The sequence below is a fragment of the Halopolyspora algeriensis genome, assembly GCF_003337235.1.
Lineage (GTDB): Bacteria > Actinomycetota > Actinomycetes > Mycobacteriales > Pseudonocardiaceae > Haloactinomyces > Haloactinomyces algeriensis.
The window spans coordinates 196,798-218,823 of sequence record NZ_QPJC01000001.1 but is presented as its reverse complement, the minus strand read 5'-3'; the positions used below and the strand labels follow the sequence as shown (position 1 = coordinate 218,823).

The window sequence follows — 22,026 nt, the reverse complement described above, 5'->3', positions numbered from 1 at the left end:
GCCGTGCACCGGGCCGTCAGGCCGGCGAGCTGACTGCCGAGTCCGGGTTCGGGGAGCCGTTCGACCGCAACTGCGGACCTTCGCGCGTTCTCGTCTGCGCGAGAGGCTCGCTGTGCCCGATGCCGTTGCTCGGCAGCCCGACCGGGTGGTGACCCCACCTGCGTGAAGTCCCCGCGGGGGTCGATCGCGGGCGACGTCCGTCCTAGACTCGGAAGCTAGTGAATCAGTTCACAAGCGGTTCACTCGGTGCCGTTCCCTCGGGAAACGAGCACTGCACGCCCCCGAGTCGAGGAGTGTCATGACGAGCCCAACCAGCCGACGCAGCGCCGAGGACGATGCCGAGGTGATCGTGGTCGGGGCGGGCCCTGCAGGAGCGACTGCGGCGGCCTACCTGGCGCGTGCCGGTCTGGACGTCCTGGTGCTGGAAAAGAGCACCTTTCCGCGGGAGAAGGTCTGCGGTGACGGCATCACGCCACGCGGTGTCAAGCAGCTCGTCGATCTGGGCATCGACACCCGCGAGGAGGCGGGCTGGTTGCACAACCGGGGCCTGCGGGTGGTCGGAGGCGGTGTGACGCTGGAACTGGACTGGCCGGATCTCGCCGACTTCCCGCCGTACGGCCTGGTGCGCCCGCGCCACGACTTCGACGACCTGCTCGCGCGCCATGCCGAGAAGGCGGGCGCGCGCATCGTGCAGCACACGTCGGTGACCGGTGCTCTGCGGGATGACCGTACCGGCCGGATCACCGGTGTGGAGGCGAAGTCCGGACCGGAGCGCACCCCGGTGACCTACCACGCGCCGCTGGTGGTGGCCTGCGACGGGGTCTCGGCGCGGCTGGCGTTGTCGATGGGCCTCGACAAGCGCGACGACCGCCCGATGGGGGTGGCCGTGCGCCGCTATTACGACAGCCCGCGCACCTGTGACGACTACCTCGAATCGCACCTGGAGCTGTGGGACCGATCCCACCCCGATGAGCCGAAGCTGCTTCCGGGCTACGGCTGGCTTTTCGGGATGGGCGACGGGACCGTGAACGCCGGGCTGGGAATCCTGTCGACCTCCAAGGCCTACGGCAAGACCGACTACCGCGCGCTGCTCCGAGCCTGGCTGGACGGCACGCCGGAGGAGTGGGGATTCCGGGAGGAGAACGCCAACGGCAAGGTCGGCGGAGCGGCCCTGCCGATGGGTTTCAACCGGACACCGCACTACCGCGACGGGCTGCTGCTGGTCGGTGACGCCGGAGGCATGGTCAACCCGTTCAACGGTGAGGGCATCGCCTACGCGATGGAGTCGGCTCGGCTGGCGGCGGAGTGTGTCGTGCATGCCCGGGCGCGACCCGAGGGGGCGTCCCGGGAGCAAGCGCTGGCCCGTTACCCCGCAGCGGTGTCCGAGGCGCTGGGAGGTTACTTCCGGCTGGGCAACGTGTTCAGCACGTTGATCGGCAATCCCACGGTGATGCGGATGGCCACCAAGCACGGCCTGCCCCGGACCACTCTGATGCGTTTCGTGCTGAAACTGCTGGCGAATCTCCACGACAGCAAAGGCGGTGATGTTGCCGACCGTGTGATTAGTGCCACTACTCGGCTCACGCCTAGCGCCTGACGGCGTCCGTCTGATCAGATGCCGTGCACAGTGTGCGTGACCTCATAAAGTTAGGTTCGCCTCACTACACGAAGGAGCGAGGCGACCGCATAGAGTACGAAGCCATGGCCGCGGGTGGGGTTCTCGCGGTCAGGGGAGGCCGGAGACAGGAGGGCAGGCGCGATGTTGGATCCCTACATCCCGCTGGTGCTGATGTTCGCGTTGGCGCTCGGATTCGCCGTGTTCTCCGTGGCGATCGCGCCACTTGTCGGCCCGCGCCGATACAACAAGGCCAAATTCGACGCCTACGAGTGCGGCATCGAGCCGTCACCGCAGCCCACAGTCGGGGGTGGCCGGATGCCGGTCGCCTACTACCTGACCGCGATGTTGTTCATCCTGTTCGACATCGAGATGGTGTTCCTCTACCCGTACGCGGTCTCGGCGGACTCGCTGGGCATGTTCGGTGTGGCCGCGGTCGTGCTGTTCATCGCCACTTTCGGCTTCGCCGATCTCTACGTCTGGTATCGGGGCGGTTTCGAATGGAACTGACGGGACGGCGACAGGAAGACGGCGACTGAGGTGCGTCCGGCTGCCACGCCCGGCCGGGAACCGGGGGGCGTGGCCGGGTCGGCGATGAGAGGGAAGGAGTGCCGCGATGGGGCTGGAAGAGAGCCTGCCCAACGGCATCCTGTTGGCCAACGTGGAAAAACTCGTCAACTGGACCCGTAAGACCTCGATGTGGCCGGCGACTTTCGGGTTGGCCTGCTGCGCGATCGAGATGATGACCATAGGTGGTTCGCGCTACGACGTCGCACGTTTCGGGATGGAGCGGTTCTCCGCCACTCCGCGCCAGGCCGACCTGATGATCGTGGCCGGCCGGGTGACCAACAAGATGGCACCGGTCCTGCGCCAGATCTACGACCAGATGCCGGAGCCGCGCTGGGTGCTGGCGATGGGGGTGTGCGCCTCCACCGGCGGCATGTTCAACAACTATGCGGTGGTGCAGGGCGTCGACCACGTGGTCCCGGTCGACATGTACCTGCCCGGGTGCCCGCCCCGGCCGGAGATGCTGCTCGACGCGATCCTCAAGCTGCACGCGAAGGTCATGGACGAACCGATCAACGCCAAGCGGGCGCAGCTGCAGGTCGAACGCGGCGATCGGACCGAGCTCGAGGCGTCGTCGCAGAAGTACGCACCGAAAAGCGCCGCCAAACGCAGGATGGCCGAGCGGCAGCAGAACACACAGCGCCGGGAGATGGGCGCGGAGGGTGCACTGGGCGCTCCCGGGATCGAGAGCCTTCCCCCGGGTGGCCAGTCGACGAGCACGGAGAACCGCAACGAACTCGGTGCGGGTAGGTGAGTTCGATGACCGAGAACCAGACCGCTCCGGACCCGGGCGAGAAGGGCTCCAGCGCCGAACGGCCCGGGCCCGGGCTCGAGCCCGCTTCCGAGGGAGAGGGTTCGCAGGCGCAGCAGCACGGCCCGGTGGTGGCGGGACGTTCCCGTCGCGGCATGTTCGGCGTCAGCGGCAGCGGGGACACGTCCGGTTACGGCGGGCTTCGGCTGCCCGCCTACGTCCCACCGGCCTCCGAACGACCGTACGGCGGATGGTTCGACGAGGTGGCCGACAACCTCGTGGTGGCACTGCAGGAAAAGGGCATCCCCGACGCCGTGCAGCAGATTACTGTGGACAGAGGGGAGATCACCTTCTACGTCGATCCGGGGCACCTGGTCGAGACCTGCCGGACACTGCGGGACGATCCGGCGCTGCGCTTCGAGCTGTGCAGTTCGGTGTCCGGTGTGGACTACGGGCCGGACGTGCCGCAGCGGCTGCACTCGGTCTACCACCTGACCTCGCTGACCTACCGTCGCCGGATCCGGGTCGAGGTGGCGGCGGACTGGCCGAACGGCACGGGAGAGCCGCCCCGCGTGCCCTCCGTCGTGGAGGTGTTCCCGACCGCGGACTTCCAGGAGCGGGAAGCGTGGGACATGTTCGGCATCGTCTACGAGGGGCATCCGGCACTGACGCGCATCTTGATGCCGGACGACTGGGACGGGCATCCGCAGCGCAAGGACTATCCCCTCGGCGGGATCCCGGTGGAGTACAAGGGCGCCGAGATTCCACCGCCGGACCAGCGGAGGGCCTACACGTGATCGGGGAAGCGCTCGCGAGCCTCCCGGGACGCCATGGCACGCCCGGGGACTCACGGCCGGAGGAGACAGCATGAGTACCGAACCGCTGACCGATCCCGTCACCGGGGCACGGGCACAGCAGGGCGGGGATCCGTTCGCGGCCTCGGCTCGCGAGACGACCGAGGGCCGGGTCTACACCGTCACCGGCGGTGACTGGGACGAGTTCATCGAGGAGACCTCGGGCGAGGACCGGGTCGTCATCAACCTCGGCCCGCAGCATCCCTCGACGCACGGTGTGCTGCGCCTGGTGCTGGAACTCGAGGGCGAGACCGTTGTCAAGGCCCGCTCGGTGATCGGCTACCTGCACACCGGTATCGAGAAGAACACCGAGTACCGCACGTGGACCCAGGGCGTCACGTTCGTGACGCGCATGGATTACCTCGCCCCGCTGTACAACGAGGCCGCCTACTGCCTCGGCGTGGAGAAGCTGCTGCGCATCGAGGCACCGCAGCGTGCGCAGACGATCCGGGTGCTGCTGATGGAGCTCAACCGGATCTCCTCGCACCTGGTCTTTCTGGCCACCGGTGCGATGGAGCTCGGCTCCACCACGGGGATGACGTTCGGCTTCCGCGACCGCGAGGAAGTGCTGCACCTGCTGGAGTTCCTCACCGGACTGCGGATGAACCACGCCTTCATCCGGCCGGGCGGGGTCGCCCAGGACCTGCCGGAGAACTACCGGGAGAAGATCCTGGAGTTCTGCAAGGTGATGGACTCCCGGCTGCCGGACTACGACAAGCTGTTCTCCGGCCAGCCGATCTGGAAGCAGCGGTTGCAGAATGTCGGCTACCTGCCGCTGGACGCGTGCCTGGCCCTCGGTGCGACCGGGCCACTGCTGCGGTCGGCGGGACTGGCCTGGGATCTGCGCAAGGTCGAACCGTACTGCGGCTACGAGCAGTTCGACTTCGAGGTGCCCACGAGCACCGACGCGGACTGCTTCGCGCGGTTCCTGCTGCGCGTGGAGGAAATCCGCCAGTCGTTGCGCATCATCCGGCAGTGCCTGGACAAGCTGGAGCCGGGACCGGTGATGGTGGACGACCCGAAGATCGCGTGGCCGGCGCAGCTGACCATCGGCCCGGACGGCATGGGCAACTCGCTGGAGCACGTCCGCAAGATCATGGGTCAGTCGATGGAGTCGCTGATCCACCATTTCAAGCTGGTGACCGAAGGCTTCGACGTGCCACCGGGGCAGGCGTACTCACCGGTCGAGGCGCCACGGGGCGAACTCGGTTACCACGTGGTCTCCGACGGGGGCACCCGGCCGATGCGCGTGCACGTACGTGACCCCAGCTTCGTGAATCTGCAGGCTTTTCCGGCAATGGCCGAGGGTGGCCTGGTGGCGGACGTGATCGCGGCCGTCGCCTCCATCGACCCGGTCATGGGTGGGGTGGATCGCTAGATGACCGAACAGTTCGACTTCACGACGACATCCGAATCGGTGGTACATCCGCGCGTCGACACATCGGTGTTCGACGAGGACGTCCGCGCCGACGCGAAGCGGATCGTCGATCGTTACCCGGAATCCCGCTCGGCGCTGCTACCGCTGCTGCACCTGGTGCAGTCGGTGCAGGGACACGTCACGGCCGAGGGCATGGAGTTCTGTGCCGAGCAGCTGGCACTGTCCACAGCCGAAGTCAGCGCGGTCGCGACGTTCTACACCATGTACAAGCGCAAGCCCTGCGGGCAGCACCTGGTCAGCGTGTGCACGAACACGCTGTGTGCCGCGCTCGGTGGCGACGCGATCTACCGGGGACTGTCCGAGCACCTCGGCGTCGGGCACGAGGAGACCGCCGGAACTCCCGGGGAGCAGGGCTCGATCACCCTGGAGCACGCCGAGTGCCTCGCCGCCTGCGATCTCGGCCCGGTGCTGCAGGTCAACTACGAGTACTACGACAAGCAGACCTCGCAGTCGGCGCAGGAACTGGTGGAGGCACTGCAGCGCGGCGAGAAGCCCGCGCCGAGCCGGGGCGCGCCACTGACCGACTTCCGGAGTGCCGAGCGCCAGCTCGCGGGGTTCTTCGACGAGCCCGCCGGGTCCGGAGCCGGGGACGGGCAGCCCGGAACGGCGGATTCCGGTGCTCGGCAGGCGGTACACGGCCCGTCGGCGGCCCCGGAAACGCTGCAGGGAGCCCGGCTGGCCCACGAGAACGGCTGGACGGCTCCGGCGATGCCGGACAACGCCGAACTTCCACCGCTACCGGAAAAGAAGTGAGGGCAGGCGATGACCGAAGCGAATGCCCAGCAAGGCTCTCCGGCCTCCCGGGAAACCGCCCCGCTGACGCCGGTACTGACCCGGCGCTGGCTGTCCCCGGAGTCCTGGACGCTGTCGACCTATGAGCAGCTCGAGGGCTACACGGCGCTGCGAACGGCGCTGCGGGCCGACCCCGACCAGCTCGTCGAGCTGGTCAAGTCCGCGGGTCTGCGGGGACGCGGTGGCGCGGGCTTTCCCGCCGGGGTGAAGTGGGGCTTCATGCCGAAGGAACCGTCCAAGCCGCACTACCTGGTCATCAATGCCGACGAGGGCGAACCGGGCACGTGCAAGGACGTGCCGCTGATGATGGCCGATCCGCACTCGCTGATCGAGGGATGCATCATCGCGAGCTACGCGATGCGGGCGAACCATTGCATGATCTACGTGCGCGGCGAGGCACTGCACTGCGTGCGGCGCCTGCATCACGCCGTGCGCGAGGCCTATGACGCCGGATACCTCGGGACGAACGTCCTGGGGTCCGGCTTCGATCTCGACATCGTGGTGCACGCCGGTGCCGGCGCCTACATCTGCGGTGAGGAGACCGCGCTGCTGGACTCGCTGGAGGGCAAGCGCGGCCAGCCACGACTGAAGCCACCGTTTCCGGCTCAGGCAGGGCTGTACTCCTGCCCCACCACGGTCAACAACGTCGAGACGATCGCGTCGGTGCCCTACATCGTCAACGGCGGATCGGACTGGTTCCGCGCGATGGGCCGGGAGAAGTCGCCGGGCCCGAAGATCTACTCGATCTCCGGGCATGTGGAAAACCCCGGTCAGTACGAGGCACCGCTGGGCACGACACTGCGCGAACTGCTGGAACTCGCCGGAGGGATGAAGGACGGCATCCCGCTGAAGTTCTGGACGCCGGGGGGCTCGTCGACCCCGCTGTTCACCGCGGACCACCTGGACGTGCCGCTCGACTTCGAGGGAGCCACCGAGGCCGGGTCGATGCTGGGCACCACGGCACTGATGATCTTCAACGAGACGGTGTCGGTGCCGTGGGCGGTGATGAAGTGGACACAGTTCTACGAGCACGAGTCCTGCGGCAAGTGCACCCCGTGCCGGGAGGGCTGTTTCTGGCTGGCTCAGGTGCTGGAGCGGATGGTCGACGGCCGCGGCACCGAGGAGGACATCGACACCCTGCTCGATGTCTGCGACAACATCCTCGGTCGCTCCTTCTGCGCGCTCGGTGACGGAGCCGTCAGCCCGATCACCAGTGGAATCAAGTACTTCCGAGAGGAATTTCTCGCCCTGTGCGACCGGAACGAGGGTGCGCGGGGAACACAGGACGAGCGAGACGACAAGGCCGGAGAACACGGCAGGTCCCAGGCAGGCGACCCCGCACTGGCAGGAGCGGCCCGATGACGGTGGCACCAGAAGCAGACACCCGCCCGGTCCCGGAAGGGCACGTGCGGCTGACGATCGACGGCGTGGAAGTCGATGCCCCGGAGGGAGAGCTGCTCATCCGCACCGCCGAGCGGATGGGCATCGTGATCCCGCGGTTCTGCGACCACCCGCTGCTGGATCCGGCCGGGGCATGCCGCCAGTGCCTGGTCGAGGTCGAGGTGAACGGCCGGGCGATGCCCAAGCCGCAAGCCTCCTGCACGATGACCGTCAGTAGCGGCATGGTCGTCAAAACCCAGCGGACCTCACAGGTGGCGGACAAGGCGCAGCAGGGCGTGATGGAACTGCTGCTGATCAACCACCCGCTGGACTGCCCGGTGTGCGACAAGGGCGGCGAGTGTCCGCTGCAGAACCAGGCGCTCAAGCACGGCCGCAGCGATTCCCGCTTCCGCGACTCCAAGCGCACCTTCGCCAAGCCGGTTTCGATCTCCTCGCAGATCCTGCTGGACCGTGAGCGGTGCGTGCTGTGCCAGCGCTGCACCCGGTTTTCCAAGCAGATCGCCGGTGACCCGTTCATCGAACTGCTCGAGCGTGGCGCACTGCAGCAGATCGGCATCGCCGAGCAGCAGCCGTTCCAGTCGTACTTCTCCGGCAACACCATCCAGATCTGCCCGGTCGGAGCACTCACCAGTGCCGACTACCGGTTCCGGTCGCGGCCGTTCGACCTGGTGTCCACCCCCGGTGTCTGCGAGCACTGCTCCTCGGGCTGCGCCCAGCGCACGGACTGGCGCCGGGGCAGGGTGATGCGCAGGCTCGCCGGCGAGGACCCCGAGGTCAACGAGGAGTGGAATTGCGACAAGGGGCGTTTCGCGTTCCACTACGCCACCGCCACCGACCGGTTCACCAGGCCGATGGTGCGCGATGCCGCGACGGGACAGCTCCGTGACTCGTCGTGGACGGAAGCGCTGCGTATCGCGGCGGACGGGCTGATGGCGGCTCGCGATTCCCGCGGTGCCGGCGTGCTGCCGGGCGGGCGATTGACCGTCGAGGACGCCTACGCCTACTCCAAGTTCGCCCGGATGGCACTGGGCACCAACGACATCGACCACCGGGCGCGTGCGCACTCGACGGAGGAGCTGGACTTCCTCGCCTCGACCGTGGTCGGTACCGGCCCGGGCGATGGCGCGGTGACCTACGCGGACCTCGAATCCGCGCCGACGGTGCTGTGCGCGGCCTTCGAGCCGGAGGAGGAATCCCCGATCGTGTTCCTGCGGCTGCGCAAGGCGGCACGCAAGGGACACACGAAGGTCTTCCACCTCGGTCAGTGGGACTCGCCCGGCGTGGAAAAGACCGTCGACATCGTCGGCTCGGGCAGTCCGATCCACTCCGGTGGTCTGCTGCCGTGCCCGCCCGGTGGGGAAGCCGAGATGCTGCAGGAGCTTCCGGCCGAGGTGGACGAGGCGCTGTGTCGTGCGGGCTCGATCCTCGTGCTCGGCGAGCGGGCCGCCCGGGTTCCGGGTCTGTACTCGGCTGCCGTGCGCGTGGCCGAGCGCACCGGAGCCCGGATCGCCTGGATCCCGCGCCGTGCCGGGGAACGCGGGGCTGTGGAAGCGGGCACCCTGCCCACACTGCTGCCCGGTGGCCGTCCGGTCGCCGACGCGGCGGCACGTGCGGACCTCGAGCAGACGTGGGGGCTGGAGCGGGGAGCGCTGCCTGTCGCCCCGGGCCGTGACGTCGACGGCATCCTCGCGGCAGCCGCATCCGGCGAGCTCTCGGGCCTGCTGGTCGGCGGGGTGGATCCGAACGACCTGCCCGACCCCGGGTTGGCCGAGCAAGCACTGCGCAGTGCGGAATTCGTGGTCAGCCTCGAACTACGGCCGAGCGCGGCCACCGAACACGCCGATGTGGTCCTTCCGATCGCACCGACCGTCGAGAAGTCGGGCACCTTCCTGAACTGGGAGGGCCGGGCACGCGAATTCGGCAGCACCATCGAGAGAACGGGAGCGGTTCCGGACTGCCGCGTGCTGGACACGCTCGCGGTGGAGATGGACGTGGACCTGTTCACCCAAACCCCGGCCGCAGTGTCCGGTGAGATCGGGCGGCTCGGCTCCTACAGCGGCAGGCGGCCGCAGGCACCGCGGGTGGCCGCACCATCGCCCCCTCGTCCGGGACCGGGCCAGGCGCTGCTGGCCACGTGGCGCCAGTTGCTCGACAACGGCTCGCTGCAGGACGGCGAACCTCATCTCGCCGGGACGGCACGCCCGCCGGTGGCGCGGCTGTCCGCGGGCACCGCGGGGCGGCTCGGACTGGCCGAGCACCAGCCGGTCACGGTCTCCGGGCCCGCGGGTGCGCTGACCCTTGCCTCCGAGATCACCGAAATGCCCGACGGCGTGGTGTGGCTGCCCGGGAACTCCGGTCCGTCCAGGGTGAACCGTGAACTCGGTGTCGGGCACGGCGCACTGGTCGAACTCGCCGCCGCGGAGGCACCGAGCACGAGCGCGGGGCCGTCCACAGGGGACAACCCGGCACGGCCGGACAACCCGGCGGGAGCGGCGACACAGCTCGGCAGCTCCACCGGCCCCGGCGGGGGGCGTACCGACGACTCGCGCACCGACGGGGGTGAGGGATGACCGAGACCGCCAGGCTGCTCGCCGACGACCCGATCTGGCTCGTCCTGATCAAGGTCGTGGGGACGTTCGCCTTCCTGGTGCTGATGACGCTGCTCACGATCTGGGCCGAGCGGCGCGTGATCGGTCGGATGCAGCATCGGCCGGGGCCCAACCGGGCGGGCCCGTTCGGGATCCTGCAGTCACTGGCCGACGGGCTGAAGCTGGCCTTCAAGGAGGACATCCGGCCGGTCCTGGCCGACAAATGGATCTACATCCTGGCGCCGGTGATCTCGGCGACCCCGGCGCTGGTGGCGTTCTCGGTGATGCCCATCGCCCCACGGGTCACCCTGTTCGGGGAGGAGACCGCCCTGCAGCTGGTGGAGCTGCCGGTCGGGCTGCTCGTCGTGCTCGCAGCCGCGGCCATCGGGGTGTACGGGATCGTGCTGGCCGGATGGTCCTCGGGTTCGCCGTACCCACTGCTGGGGTCACTGCGCTCGGCAGCGCAGGTGATCTCCTACGAGATCGCGATGGGGCTGTCCTTCGTCGCGGTCATCATGTACTCGGGAACCCTGTCCACGGCGGGCATCGTCGAGGCGCAGGAAGGCGGCTGGTTCTTCGCGCTGCTGCCGTTCAGCTTCGCCGTCTACGTGATCGCGATGGTCGGCGAGACCAACCGGGCTCCGTTCGACCTTCCCGAGGCCGAATCCGAACTCGTCGGCGGATTTCACACCGAGTACTCCTCACTGAAATTCGCCCTGTTCTTCCTGGCCGAGTACATCAACATGGTCACGGTGTCCGCGTTGGCCACCACGCTGTTCCTCGGCGGCTGGCACGCGCCGTGGCCGCTGTCGCTGATCGGTGACGGGGTGCTCAACACCGGTTGGTGGCCGGCACTGTGGTTCCTGCTCAAGACCATCGGATTCCTGTTCCTGTTCGTCTGGCTGCGGGCCACGCTGCCGCGCCTGCGTTACGACCAGTTCATGAACCTCGGTTGGAAGGTGCTGATCCCGCTCAGCCTGGTGTGGATCTGCGCGGTCACCGTCATTCGGGGACTGCGCAACGCTGAAGCGGTCAGCGCCCAGCAGTTCCTGCTCATCGGCGGTGGGGCCATCGCCGTGCTGCTCGTGGCGGCGTTCCTCATTCCCGACCGGCCGCCCCAGGAGCCCGAGGAGCCGCAAGCACCGCTGTCCGGTGGAGGGTATCCCGTTCCACCACTGGATCTTCAGGTGCCGCAGACCCCACGGCGGCGCACACCGGTGTCGTCCGGCGCATCGGTTGCCGAACACCCGCAGACGCGGTCGCCGGAAGGCGACGAGGGTGGCAACAGCTCAACGAAGGAGGCACCCGATGGGAGTGTTTGATCCCCTGAAGGGCTTCGGTGTCACGTTCTCGACCATGTTCAAAAAGGTCGTCACCGAGGAGTACCCCGAGGTCAAGAAGATCCCGGCACCTCGGTTCCACGGCAAGCATCAGCTCAACCGGCACCCGGACGGTCTGGAGAAATGCGTCGGGTGCGAGCTGTGTGCGTGGGCGTGCCCGGCCGATGCGATCTTCGTCGAGGGAGGAACGAACACCGAGGAGGAGCGGTACTCGCCCGGTGAGCGGTTCGGCCTCGACTACCAGATCAACTACCTGCGTTGCATCGGTTGTGGCCTGTGCATCGAGGCGTGTCCGACTCGGTCGCTGACGATGACCAACGAGTACGAGACCGCCGACGACAACCGGCAGAACCTGATCTACACCAAGGAAGACCTGCTGGCGCCGCTGCTGCCCGGCATGGAACAGCCACCCCATCCCATGCGCCTGGGTGACGACGAGCAGGACTACTACGTGCACGGTCCCGACCTCGCGCGGGGTGCGGGGATTCCGGAGGACGAGACCGTCGAGACCGGGCACGAGGAGGCCGGACGGTGATGACGTTCGCGGCGACGGCCACCGCCGTCCTCGCCCAGACGCCGTCGCAGGACGTCGTCGGGACCGGGGAGACCGTGGTCTTCTGGATCCTCGGGCCACTGGCCCTGGTCGGTGCACTCGGCATGGTGTTCGCCCGCAGCGCGGTGCATTCCGCACTGTGGCTGGTGCTGACGATGCTGTGCCTGGGAGTGCTGTACATGGCCCAAAGCGCCCAGTTCCTGGGATTCACCCAGATCATCGTCTACACCGGCGCGATCATGATGCTGTTCCTGTTCGTGCTGATGATGGTCGGCAGGGACGCGTCCGACTCGGTGGTCGAGGTGCTGCGCGGTCAGCGGCTCGCCGCCGCCGCACTCGGGATCGGGTTCGCGCTCCTGCTGACGGCAGGGCTCGCTCGCTCGCTGCACGGCGTGCAGCCCGCCGCCCCGCTGGACCCCTGGTCTCCCCAGGGTGGTGGTGCAGGCGGCCTCGGGCGGCTCATTTTCACCGATTACCTGTTCCCGTTCGAGCTGACCTCGGCACTGCTGATCACCGCGGCGCTCGGTGCGATGGTTCTGGCCTACGGGGGCAAGGGGCGCAAGCCTCGCCGGACCCAGCGGGAAACGGTCGAGGCACGATTCCGGGGCGAGCATGCACGGCCCTCGCCACTGCCGGGACCCGGCGTCTACGCGACGGCGAACTCGGTGGCGACCCCCGCACTGCTCCCGGACGGATCGGTGGCGCCGGAATCGTTGTCGGAAATCCTCGACAACACCCCGGTGGAACGCCTGTCCGCCGACCGTGCGGCGATCTCGGGGCACACCCGCGAACCGGATCCCCGCGCCCTGACCGGAAGCACGGCATCCTCGAACGAATCGACCGGACGCACCGACCGGGACACCGGCACGGAAACCGCCGAGAACACCGCTGCGGGCACCGACGACGTCGTGGATCCCGCCGGGCGGTCGTACGGGAGCAACGGCAACGGATTCCACGGTCCCGGCGGCACCGACGGCGACGCGAGCGAGTCCGGTGGTAACGGCCACGACCACGATGCGGACTCCGACCCCACCTCATCCGAGGAGGTCAGGCAGTGACCCCCACCTACTACCTGCTGTTGTCGGCACTGCTGTTCAGCATCGGTGCTGTCGGTGTGCTGGTGCGGCGCAACGCGATCGTCGTCTTCATGTGCATCGAGCTCATGCTCAACGCGGTCAACCTGTCGCTGGTCACGTTCGCGCGGGTCGAAGGCTCGGTGGATGGGCAGGTCATGGCCTTCTTCGTGATGGTCGTGGCCGCCGCCGAGGTCGTGGTCGGACTGGCCATCATCATGTCGATCTTCCGGACGCGCCGGTCGGCCTCCGTCGACGACGCCAACCTGCTGAAGTACTAAGGGAGCCAGCGTGACGAGTTCGTTTCTGGCCACCCCGGCGCCGGTGCAGGCTGCTCAGGGGCCGCTGCAGACCAACGCTTGGTTGATGATCGCGCTGCCGTTGTTGGGTGCGGTCGTGTTGCTGCTTGCCGGTCGGCGGGCGAACGGCTGGGGCCATCTGCTCGGATGCGCCACGGTGATCGGCTCGTTCGTCTACGGGCTGGCACTGTTCGCCTCGGTCGGTAGCGGCCCGGCCCACGAATTGGCCCTGTACTCCTGGATCCCGGTCAATGCGCTGCAGGTCGACTTCGGGCTGCGGATCGATCCGCTGTCGCTGGTCTTCATGCTGCTGATCACCGGAGTCGGGTCGCTGATTCACATCTACTCGATCGGCTACATGGCCCACGACCAGCAGGGCCGGTCCGGTGCGCGCAACACGGAACGACGTCGGTTCTTCGCCTACCTGAACCTGTTCGTCGCCGCGATGCTGATCCTGGTCATGGGAAACAGCTTCGTGATGCTCTATCTCGGCTGGGAAGGCGTCGGTCTCGCCTCCTACCTGCTGATCGGGTTCTGGCAGCAGCGCCCGTCCGCGGCGGGCGCGGCGACGAAGGCGTTCGTGATGAACCGCATCGGCGACGTCGGCCTGGCGTTGGCGATCTTCCTGCTGTTCGCGCAGCTGGGGACCACCCAGTACAGCGAGGTGTTCGCCCGGGCCGGGGAGTTGTCGCCCGGTGTGCTGCTGGCGATCGCTCTGTTGCTGCTGCTGGGTGCCTGCGGAAAGTCCGGTCAGGTTCCGCTGCAGGCGTGGCTGCCGGACGCGATGGAGGGGCCCACGCCGGTGTCGGCGCTGATCCACGCGGCGACAATGGTCACCGCGGGCGTGTACCTGATCGCGCGAGCGAACCCCCTGTACACGCTGTCGCCGGGAGGCCAACTCGCCGTTGCCGTCGTCGGTGCCGTGACGTTGCTGGTCGGGTGCTTGATCGGCTGTGCCTACGACGACATCAAGAAGGTGTTGGCCTATTCCACGGTCAGCCAGATCGGTTACATGATGCTCGCGGTCGGCCTCGGTCCCGCGGGGTACGCGCTGGGGATCATGCACCTGCTCACGCACGGCTTCTTCAAGGCGGGACTGTTCCTGGGTGCCGGATCGGTCATGCACGGCATGAACGACGAGGTCGACATGCGCAAGTTCGGCGGGCTCCGCCGGTACATGCCGATCACTTTCGCCACGTTCGGACTCGGCTACCTGGCCCTGATCGGATTCCCGTTCCTGTCCGGCTACTACTCCAAGGACGCCATCATCGCGGCCGCCTTCGGCCAGAGTGGCTGGCAGGGCTGGGTCTTCGGTGGAGTGGCGGTGCTCGGCGCGGCGCTGACCGCGTTCTACATGACCCGCCTGATGCTGATGACGTTCTTCGGTGAGCGCCGGTGGGAAAGTCTCCGAACGGCCGGCGGCGAGAAGTTCCACCCGCACGAGTCGCCTGCCGTGATGACGGCACCGATGATCGTGCTCGCCATCGGCTCGGTCGCCGCGGGTCTGTTCTTCACTTCCGGCGATCGGCTGGTCGGTTTCCTCACCCCCGCGCTGGGTGAACTGCAGGAAGGCCATGGTGCACTGCCGCACCTGGTGATTCAGCTGCTCACAGTCGGGTTTGCCGCGCTCGGTGTGCTGGCAGCGTGGATGTTCGTCGGACGCAAACGGGTGGCGGTCGAGCGCCCGCAGCGGGTCTCGCTGCCGGTACGGGTCGCGCGCGCCGATCTGTACGGCAACGCGTTCAACCGCGCGATGGTCGTGCGGCCGACCTCCTGGTTGACACGGGGACTGGTGCACGTCGACCGCCAGGGTGTCGACGGAGCGGTCAACGGCGTGGCCGCGCTTCTCGGTGGCGGTTCCCGCGGTCTCCGGCGCTGGCAGAGCGGCTTTGTTCGCTCCTACGCCCTGTCCATGCTCACCGGTGGTGTCCTGCTGGTCGCCGCCATGCTCACCGTGGGGGCCCCATGAGCAACCGGATCCCCGCCCGAACGTGTGACCTGAAAGAGGAGATGCGATGACCCTGCTCCTCGCGCTGATTCTGCTGCCGCTGGCCGGTGCCGTGGTGGTGGCGTTGCTCCGTGGCAACGAGCGAGCCGCCAAGTTCGCCGCATTGGCGTTCTCGCTGGTGGAGCTCGTGCTCGCGGCAGTCGCGTGGATCGTCTACGACCCGGCGGGGCCGCGGTTGCAGTTGACGAGTTCGGTCGAGTGGATTCCGGCCTTCGACATCCGGCTGTCGTTCGGTGTGGACGGGATCGCGCTGGTGATGGTGGCCGTCATCGCGCTGCTGACCCCGCTGGTGCTGGGCTTCAGCTGGCGTGAGCGCATCCCCACCGGTCGCACGCACGGCGGATTCTTCTCCTTGCTGCTGGTGCAACAGGCGCTGACGGTCGCGGTCTTCGCCACGACCGACGTGTTCGTGTTCTACGTGCTGTTCGAGCTCATGCTCATCCCGATGTACTTCCTCATCGGTGGCTACGGCGGGCCGCAACGGCAATACGCGGCCGTGAAGTTCTTCCTGTACTCGTTCCTCGGTGGCCTGATCATGCTGGCCTCCGTGATCGGGGCCTACGCCTATGCTGCACGGGCCACCGGGCAGGGCACCTTCGACTGGGCGAGGTTGACGCAGATACTCGGCGACGCCCCCCTCGGTGTGCAGGTGTGGATCTTCCTGGGCTTTTTCCTCGCCTTTGCGATCAAGGCGCCGCTGGTGCCGTTGCACACGTGGTTGCCCGACGCGGCGGAGCAGGCACCCATCGGGGTGGCGGTGATCGTGGTGGGTGTCCTGGACAAGGTCGGCACCTTCGGATTCCTGCGCTACAGCTTGCCGCTGGCTCCCGATGCCTCCCAGGTGCTCGCGCCGCTGGTGCTGGTCCTGGCGGTGCTCGGAGTCCTCTACGGTTCGCTGCAGGCGTTCGGTCAAGTCGATCTCAAGCGCCTCATCGCCTACGTCTCGATCGCCCACTTCGGGTTCATCGCCCTGGGAATCTTCGCCTTCACCTCCCAGGCGCAGATCGGTTCGGCCTCGTACATGGTCAACCACAGCATCGCCACCGGGATGCTCGTGCTGGTGATCGGCATGATCATCGCGCGCGGTGGTTCCACCCGGATCGACGACTACGGCGGTATGGCGCAGGTGACGCCGCTGCTGGGCGGGATGCTGCTGGTCGCAGGCCTGAGCACGCTGTCGTTGCCCGGGACGAACTCGTTCATCAGCGAGTTCTTGGTGCTGATCGGCTCGTTCGCGACCCGGCCCGTCTACACGGTGCTGGCCACCCTCGGCATGGTCTTGGCCGCCGTCTACGTGTTCCGGCTGTACCAGCGTGTGATGCAGGGGCCGGTGTCCGGCAACGCGCTGATCGGTGCCGCGGGCGGACCGGGTGCGGCGACCGACCCGAACTTGCTCGCCCGAGGGGCGGAGAACGCCTCCGGAGGGGCCTACCGGGCGGGAATCGGCGATCTCGACGCACGGGAGATCGCGGTACTGGCTCCGCTGGTAGTGCTGGTGATCGTCCTGGGGTTCTACCCGGAACCGATGCTCGAGGTCATCACCCCCTCGGTCGAAGCAACCATGAGCGAGATCGGTGTCACCGATCCTGTGACCTCTCAGGGAGGTAACTGACAGTGGGCGTCACGACGCAAACCGGTGCGGTGATTCTCGCGCAGCAGTCCATCGCCCCACCGCCGATCCACTACTCGGCGATCGCGCCCGTGCTGATCGTGCTCGGCGCGGCATGCCTGGCTGTGCTGGTCGAAGCCTTCGTGCCGCGCCGCCTGCGGTGGTCGGTGCAAGTGGGGCTGAGCCTGTGCACGCTGGTCGCCGCGGGAGCGTGGTTGGTCGTCTACGCACGCGGCGAGCCGATGGGTCTGACCACACTGGCGGACACGCTGGCGATCGACACGCCGACCCTGTTCCTGTGGGGCACGCTGCTCGTGCTGGGACTGGCCTCGATCCTGCTCATCGCGGACCGCTCGGTGGAACCGGGGGGTGCTTTCGTCGCCGAGTCGAGTGCGGCACCTTCGCCGTCACCGAGAGCGGCGAGCGGGGGCTCCACCGGTGGCACGGCCACGAGCATCGCTCCGGCGCCAACGCCGGCGCCGGCCAGGGCCACGGCGAGCGTGGCGGAGATGCGGACCGAGGTGTTCCCGCTGGGCCTGTTCTCGCTCGGCGGGATGATGGTGTTCTGCGCCGCCAATGACCTGCTGACGATGTTCATCGCGTTGGAGGCGCTGAGTCTTCCGCTGTACGTGATGTGCGGCCTTGCCAGGCGCCGCCGTCTGCTGTCCCAGGAGGCGGCTGTCAAGTACTTCCTGCTCGGTGCGTTCGCCTCGGCGTTCTTCCTCTACGGGCTGGCGCTGCTGTACGGCTATGCCGGATCGGTGGAACTGTCCGCGATCGCCGATGCCACGGCGGGCAGCCTCCGCTCGGACACTCTGCTGTTCGCCGGATTGGGCCTGCTGGTGGTGGGCCTGCTGTTCAAGGGCTCGGTCGGCCCGTTCCACATGTGGACTCCGGACGTCTACCACGGTGCCCCGACCGCAGTGACGGGTTTCATGGCCGCCTGCACGAAGGTGGCCGCTTTCGGTGCGATCCTGCGGGTGCTGCACGTGGCCTTCGAAGCCTCCAGCTGGGAGTGGCACTGGGTGCTGTGGACCGTGGCGGTGGTGTCGATGGTCATCGGTGCGGTGCTCGGGCTGACCCAGAGCGATATCAAACGCATGGTCGCCTACTCGTCGATCGCTCATGCGGGCTTCTTGCTGATCGGGGCGATCACCCTCACCGACGAGGGGCTGTCCGCCACGTTGTTCTACCTGCTGGCCTACGGGGTCACCACGATCGCGGTGTTCGGTGTCATCAGTCTGGTACGAACTTCCGAGGGTGAGGCTACTCACCTTTCCGCTTGGTCGGGCTTGGCCAAACGATCTCCGCTGATTGCCTGGGTGTTCACGTTCCTGTTGCTCGCGCTCGCCGGTATCCCGCTGACGAGCGGTTTCATGGGCAAATTCGTGGTGTTCTCGGCGGCGCTGACCGCGGGAATGGCGCCACTGGTTGTCATCGCCCTGGTGGCCAGTGCGGTTGCGGCTTTCTTCTATCTTCGTGTCATCGTGCTGATGCACTTCAACGAACCGGCCCCGGATGGCCCGACGGTCAGCGTGCCAGGTGCGTTCACGACAGCGGCGATCACGCTCGGTGTGGTCGTGACGCTGCTGTTGGGCGTCCTGCCCACTCCGGTGCTGGACTGGGCGAGCGTGGGCGGCTTCGTGTCGTAGAGTGCCTGCCCGGAGTGGCTATCGATGGTGGAGTAAGGCGACGGTGACGTGACCAGCCCAGTTGGTGATCCGACCAGCGGCGCATCGGAGGGGACGTACGGTCTCCCCGGTGGCCTTGACATTGCCGACCCGGCGCTTGCTGAGTCGGTTCGCGAGGGTATGGCCCGGGTGGAAGCGCTGCTGCACAATTCGGTGCACAGTGATTTCGATTTCGTCACCCGGGCCTCGCTGCACCTGGTCGATGCCGGGGGGAAGCGGTTCCGGCCGTTGTTCACGTTGCTGGCCGCCCACTTCGGCAAGCCCGACTCCGAGGACGTGATCAAGTCCGCGGCGATCGTCGAACTGGTGCATCTGGCCACGCTCTACCACGACGACGTGATGGACGAAGCCACCATGCGGCGCGGGGCGAGCAGCGCGAACGCGCGGTGGGACAACTCGGTGGCCATCCTCGCCGGTGACTTCCTGTTCGCCCGAGCGTCCCAGCTGGTGGCCGATCTGGGGGCCGATGCCGTACGGCTCATGGCACGGACCTTCGAAGCACTGGTCACCGGGCAGATGCGCGAGACCGTGGGCATCGAGGGTGGTGAGGACAACGTCGAGCACTACCTGGAAGTGATTTCCGAGAAGACCGGGTCGCTGATCGCCACGGCAGGCCGGTTCGGTGCGTCGTTCGCCGGTGTCGAGGGCAAGCGGATGCATGCGCTGGAGCGCATCGGGCAGCTCCTCGGGACCGCCTTCCAGATCTCCGACGACATCATCGATATCGCCTCCCCATCGGCCGAGTCGGGTAAGACCCCTGGAACCGATCTGCGCGAGGGGGTGCCCACGCTGCCGATGCTGTACGCGCTGACCGGGGACAATGTCGACCCGCGGCTGCGGGAGATGCTGTCGGGGCCGCTCAGCGGTGCCGACGAGATCGAGGAGGCGTTGCGGCGGCTGCGAGACTCCGACGGCCTGCTGCGCGCCCGCAGGAAACTCGACGAGTACGCCGAGGACGCTCGTTCGCAGCTGGATTCCCTGCCGGACTGCCCGGCACGTGATTCCCTGTCGGCACTGGTGGATTATGTCGTCGCGCGCACGTACTGATCTCGGCGGGGCATGTCCGGCCCCTGAGACCCGGGGAGGATCTCGCCGGTGACATGGCTGTTTACCCAGGTGTGGTTGTGGAGTCTGGCTGCCTTCGTCCTGGGATCGCTGCTGACCTGGTTGCTGTTCGTGCTGCCGCTGCAGCGGCGCCTCGACGCTGCCCGTTCGCAGACCGACGCGCTCGACACCGTGATCGCCGCGCCGCAGCACGACGGCGGGTTCGGCGACGGACCACTGGTGGTGCGCGAGGAGGAGTACTCGGCCTGGGATCTGTTGCGGGGAGAACAGGACGAGCGTGGTGAGTGGGCAGCGGGTCCGGAGGCTGCGGAGTCCGGCTTGTCCGAGGCAACATCGCCTCACGGCGCGTCGGGAGCTGTGGCAGGTATCGCGGCTTCCGGTGAGGCAGGCGGCGTTTCGCCGGACGTCGCGGAGCCCGGCACGGTCGAGATCCGGGATGTCTCGGAGCGCGAACGGTCCTTCGACAGCACATCCGGCCGGGATCCGCAGCCGCGCTCCGAGGACCCGGACCTGTCCGGCCGACTGGAGTCGCTGTTCGAGCCTCTGGTGTCCCCCCGGATCGAGCAGGACCGCCACGACACCCCCTACGTCCCCCCGCTGGGGCTGGAGGGGGCAGGTGCCTCGGGGGGCGAGGCAGCCGATGTGCAGGGCGACGAGCAGCCGTTGCCGCGCCGCGTCCCCGGTGCGACCTCCAAGCCCGGTACTCCGCCCCAGTACGGGGTGGCGGCACCGAAGTTCCGAGCGGGCCGAGCCGGAGCGGAAGAGTCCGCACAGCACGCTGCGGCCTCGGAGGAGGGCGAGTTGGAAGCTGCTCCTCCGGCGGAACAACCGGAGGGCGGGCCGGCGAAGGGGTCGAACGACTCCCCGTCCTGATCCGCTCGCAGCGCTCCTTTTCGGTGCGGTGCCGAGGGGGCGGGTCGCCGGGTGCCCACCGTTGCCGCCCGGTTACGCCTGCGGGGGGCGATCCAGCAGGCGCGAGAGCACCACGGTCGAGACCGTGCGGTTGATGAACTCGACTCCGCGCAGCCGTTCCAGCGCGGTCTCCAGATGGTGGATGTCGGCGGCACGCAGGTGCACGATCGCATCCGCCGGTCCCGAGACCGTGTAGGCGCCCACGACTTCCGGCAGGGGCTCGACCCCCTCCCGGATGCGCTGGGTGGGCACATTGCCGTGGCAGTGCACTTCGACGAAGGCCTCCGTTCCCCAGCCGAGTGCCTCGGGGTCCACCACGGCGGTGAATCCTCGCAGGATTCCCATGTCGAGCAGCTTGTCGACGCGCCGCTTCACGGCGGGTGCGGACAGTCCGACGGCGTGGCCGATCTCGGCATAGCTCGCGCGTGCGTCGGTGACAAGCTGCGAAATGATTCTTTGGTCCAGCGTGTCCATACGCAATATTCTGCCGTATCAAGCGCAACGCAAGCTTATTGAGTGATACTTCCGGCAGTGATTAGATTTCGAATCATGTCGGTCCCCTCTGCGCTCACGGCCGGGCTCTGGGCACGTGACGAGTCGTCTCCCCGGACGCCGACCCGTCGCCACTACCTGATGTGCCCTCCCGAGTACTTCACGGTCGAGTACTCCATCAATCCGTGGATGGACCCGGACACCCCGGTGGACACCGATCTGGCGATGGCGCAGTGGCGGAGTCTGAAGGCCGCCTACGAGCGTCTCGGACACACTGTCGAGGTGGTCGAGCCACAACCGGGCCTTCCGGACATGGTGTTCTCGGCGAACTCCGCCACCGTGATCGACGGTCGTGTGCTCGGTGCCCGTTTCCGGGCTGCGGAACGTGCCGCCGAGGCCGAGCACTTCCGCCGTTGGTTCAGCGCACGGGGTTACCGCGAGCTGATCATGCCGTCGCGGATCAACGAGGCGGAGGGAGACTTCGCCTGGACCGGTGAGCTGCTCCTGGCGGGCAGCGGTTTCCGCACCGACCCGGAGGCACACGCCGAAGCGCAGGAGGCTCTGGGGGTGCCGGTGATCTCACTGCAGCTGACCGATCCTCGCTACTACCACCTGGACACGGCGCTGTTCGTGCTGGAGACGGGGCCGCAGCCGCAGATCGCCTACTACCCGCAGGCCTTCTCCGCCGGCTCGCTGAAGGTACTGGAGCGGCTGTTTCCCGGGGCCGTGCTCGGCAGTGCCGCCGATGCCGAGTGTCTCGGACTCAACGGGGTCTCGGACGGCAGACACGTCGTTCTGCCGCTGGAGGCGACCGACTTGGCCGGGCAACTCGAGAAGCGTGGTTACGAACCGGTGTTGCTGGACGTTTCGGAACTCCGCAAGTCCGGCGGAGGGCCCAAGTGCTGCACCATGGAAATCCACACCTAGAGATGCGCGGCTTGGCGTGGGCGACCGGTGCCGGTGGCGGAACCTCCGGCG

19 protein-coding genes are annotated in these 22,026 nt (G+C 67.7%); 18 read left to right on the top strand and 1 reads right to left on the bottom strand.

Going from position 1 to position 22,026, the window contains the following annotated elements; translation table 11 throughout:
• Positions 1-298: 298 nt before the first annotated feature.
• The 17 genes from DFQ14_RS01035 (at position 299) to DFQ14_RS00955 (ending at position 20,517) form a co-directional block, all read left to right on the top strand.
• Complete coding sequence (locus DFQ14_RS01035) at positions 299-1,597, top strand: geranylgeranyl reductase family protein (RefSeq protein WP_114451124.1); 1,299 nt, start codon at positions 299-301, stop codon at positions 1,595-1,597.
• A 162-nt stretch (positions 1,598-1,759) separates the two neighbouring features.
• Positions 1,760-2,125, top strand: coding sequence for an NADH-quinone oxidoreductase subunit A (locus tag DFQ14_RS01030; protein WP_114451123.1), 366 nt, complete (start codon positions 1,760-1,762; stop codon positions 2,123-2,125).
• A gap of 106 nt (positions 2,126-2,231) precedes the next feature.
• On the top strand, positions 2,232-2,936 hold the full coding sequence (locus DFQ14_RS01025) for a NuoB/complex I 20 kDa subunit family protein (protein WP_114451122.1): 705 nt from the start codon (positions 2,232-2,234) through the stop codon (positions 2,934-2,936).
• Positions 2,937-2,941: 5 nt separating this feature from the next.
• On the top strand, positions 2,942-3,730 hold the full coding sequence (locus DFQ14_RS01020) for an NADH-quinone oxidoreductase subunit C (protein ID WP_114451501.1): 789 nt from the start codon (positions 2,942-2,944) through the stop codon (positions 3,728-3,730).
• Positions 3,731-3,800: 70 nt separating this feature from the next.
• The gene (locus DFQ14_RS01015; protein ID WP_114451121.1) at positions 3,801-5,165 is read left to right on the top strand and encodes an NADH-quinone oxidoreductase subunit D; all 1,365 of its coding nucleotides are present in this window, start codon (positions 3,801-3,803) and stop codon (positions 5,163-5,165) included.
• Positions 5,166-5,978 (top strand): NADH-quinone oxidoreductase subunit NuoE, encoded by an 813-nt coding sequence (gene nuoE, locus DFQ14_RS01010; RefSeq protein ID WP_114451120.1) that lies wholly within the window; start codon positions 5,166-5,168, stop codon positions 5,976-5,978.
• 9 nt (positions 5,979-5,987) lie between these two features.
• Positions 5,988-7,379: an NADH-quinone oxidoreductase subunit NuoF gene (nuoF, locus tag DFQ14_RS01005; RefSeq protein WP_114451119.1), complete on the top strand. Its 1,392-nt coding sequence runs from the start codon at positions 5,988-5,990 to the stop codon at positions 7,377-7,379.
• Positions 7,376-9,988 (top strand): NADH-quinone oxidoreductase subunit G, encoded by a 2,613-nt coding sequence (locus DFQ14_RS01000; protein ID WP_114451118.1) that lies wholly within the window; start codon positions 7,376-7,378, stop codon positions 9,986-9,988. Before nuoF ends, DFQ14_RS01000 begins: the two co-directional genes overlap by 4 nt.
• Positions 9,985-11,328, top strand: coding sequence for an NADH-quinone oxidoreductase subunit NuoH (gene nuoH, locus DFQ14_RS00995; RefSeq protein WP_114451117.1), 1,344 nt, complete (start codon positions 9,985-9,987; stop codon positions 11,326-11,328). Before DFQ14_RS01000 ends, nuoH begins: the two co-directional genes overlap by 4 nt.
• The gene (gene nuoI, locus DFQ14_RS00990) at positions 11,315-11,881 is read left to right on the top strand and encodes an NADH-quinone oxidoreductase subunit NuoI (protein ID WP_114451116.1); all 567 of its coding nucleotides are present in this window, start codon (positions 11,315-11,317) and stop codon (positions 11,879-11,881) included. Before nuoH ends, nuoI begins: the two co-directional genes overlap by 14 nt.
• Positions 11,881-12,957: an NADH-quinone oxidoreductase subunit J gene (locus tag DFQ14_RS00985; RefSeq protein ID WP_114451115.1), complete on the top strand. Its 1,077-nt coding sequence runs from the start codon at positions 11,881-11,883 to the stop codon at positions 12,955-12,957. Before nuoI ends, DFQ14_RS00985 begins: the two co-directional genes overlap by 1 nt.
• A complete protein-coding gene (gene nuoK / locus DFQ14_RS00980) occupies positions 12,954-13,253 on the top strand; it encodes an NADH-quinone oxidoreductase subunit NuoK (protein WP_114451114.1) in 300 nt (99 codons plus the stop codon). The genes DFQ14_RS00985 and nuoK overlap by 4 nt, the downstream gene beginning before the upstream one ends.
• A gap of 64 nt (positions 13,254-13,317) precedes the next feature.
• Positions 13,318-15,240, top strand: coding sequence for an NADH-quinone oxidoreductase subunit L (gene nuoL, locus DFQ14_RS00975; protein ID WP_114451500.1), 1,923 nt, complete (start codon positions 13,318-13,320; stop codon positions 15,238-15,240).
• A 46-nt stretch (positions 15,241-15,286) separates the two neighbouring features.
• Positions 15,287-16,891 carry a complex I subunit 4 family protein gene (locus DFQ14_RS00970; RefSeq protein ID WP_114451113.1) on the top strand — a complete coding sequence of 535 codons (1,605 nt, stop codon included), beginning with the start codon at positions 15,287-15,289 and terminating at the stop codon, positions 16,889-16,891.
• A 50-nt stretch (positions 16,892-16,941) separates the two neighbouring features.
• Positions 16,942-18,540, top strand: a complete 1,599-nt coding sequence (gene nuoN / locus DFQ14_RS00965; RefSeq protein ID WP_179951477.1) for an NADH-quinone oxidoreductase subunit NuoN — start codon at positions 16,942-16,944, stop codon at positions 18,538-18,540.
• 48 nt (positions 18,541-18,588) lie between these two features.
• Positions 18,589-19,626: a polyprenyl synthetase family protein gene (locus DFQ14_RS00960; RefSeq protein WP_420810112.1), complete on the top strand. Its 1,038-nt coding sequence runs from the start codon at positions 18,589-18,591 to the stop codon at positions 19,624-19,626.
• A 48-nt stretch (positions 19,627-19,674) separates the two neighbouring features.
• A complete protein-coding gene (locus tag DFQ14_RS00955; protein ID WP_114451111.1) occupies positions 19,675-20,517 on the top strand; it encodes a hypothetical protein in 843 nt (280 codons plus the stop codon).
• A gap of 72 nt (positions 20,518-20,589) precedes the next feature.
• Here DFQ14_RS00955 and DFQ14_RS00950 read toward each other — a convergent pair whose 3' ends face one another.
• On the bottom strand, positions 20,590-21,030 hold the full coding sequence (locus tag DFQ14_RS00950; protein WP_114451110.1) for an Lrp/AsnC family transcriptional regulator: 441 nt from the start codon (positions 21,028-21,030) through the stop codon (positions 20,590-20,592).
• A 75-nt stretch (positions 21,031-21,105) separates the two neighbouring features.
• Here DFQ14_RS00950 and ddaH point away from each other — a divergent pair, with 75 nt between their 5' ends.
• The gene (gene ddaH, locus DFQ14_RS00945; RefSeq protein ID WP_114451109.1) at positions 21,106-21,975 is read left to right on the top strand and encodes a dimethylargininase; all 870 of its coding nucleotides are present in this window, start codon (positions 21,106-21,108) and stop codon (positions 21,973-21,975) included.
• Positions 21,976-22,026: the final 51 nt, after the last annotated feature.

Coding starts and splice junctions, on each gene's coding strand:
- DFQ14_RS00970 (WP_114451113.1), top strand. CDS start 15,287: ATGACCCTGCTCCTCGCGCTGATTCTGCTGCCGCTGGCCGGTGCCGTG.
- nuoI (WP_114451116.1), top strand. CDS start 11,315: ATGGGAGTGTTTGATCCCCTGAAGGGCTTCGGTGTCACGTTCTCGACC.
- ddaH (WP_114451109.1), top strand. CDS start 21,106: ATGTCGGTCCCCTCTGCGCTCACGGCCGGGCTCTGGGCACGTGACGAG.
- DFQ14_RS01020 (WP_114451501.1), top strand. CDS start 2,942: ATGACCGAGAACCAGACCGCTCCGGACCCGGGCGAGAAGGGCTCCAGC.
- DFQ14_RS01030 (WP_114451123.1), top strand. CDS start 1,760: ATGTTGGATCCCTACATCCCGCTGGTGCTGATGTTCGCGTTGGCGCTC.
- nuoE (WP_114451120.1), top strand. CDS start 5,166: ATGACCGAACAGTTCGACTTCACGACGACATCCGAATCGGTGGTACAT.
- nuoH (WP_114451117.1), top strand. CDS start 9,985: ATGACCGAGACCGCCAGGCTGCTCGCCGACGACCCGATCTGGCTCGTC.
- nuoF (WP_114451119.1), top strand. CDS start 5,988: ATGACCGAAGCGAATGCCCAGCAAGGCTCTCCGGCCTCCCGGGAAACC.
- DFQ14_RS00950 (WP_114451110.1), bottom strand. CDS start 21,030: ATGGACACGCTGGACCAAAGAATCATTTCGCAGCTTGTCACCGACGCA.
- DFQ14_RS00985 (WP_114451115.1), top strand. CDS start 11,881: ATGACGTTCGCGGCGACGGCCACCGCCGTCCTCGCCCAGACGCCGTCG.
- DFQ14_RS01000 (WP_114451118.1), top strand. CDS start 7,376: ATGACGGTGGCACCAGAAGCAGACACCCGCCCGGTCCCGGAAGGGCAC.
- DFQ14_RS01015 (WP_114451121.1), top strand. CDS start 3,801: ATGAGTACCGAACCGCTGACCGATCCCGTCACCGGGGCACGGGCACAG.
- DFQ14_RS01025 (WP_114451122.1), top strand. CDS start 2,232: ATGGGGCTGGAAGAGAGCCTGCCCAACGGCATCCTGTTGGCCAACGTG.
- DFQ14_RS01035 (WP_114451124.1), top strand. CDS start 299: ATGACGAGCCCAACCAGCCGACGCAGCGCCGAGGACGATGCCGAGGTG.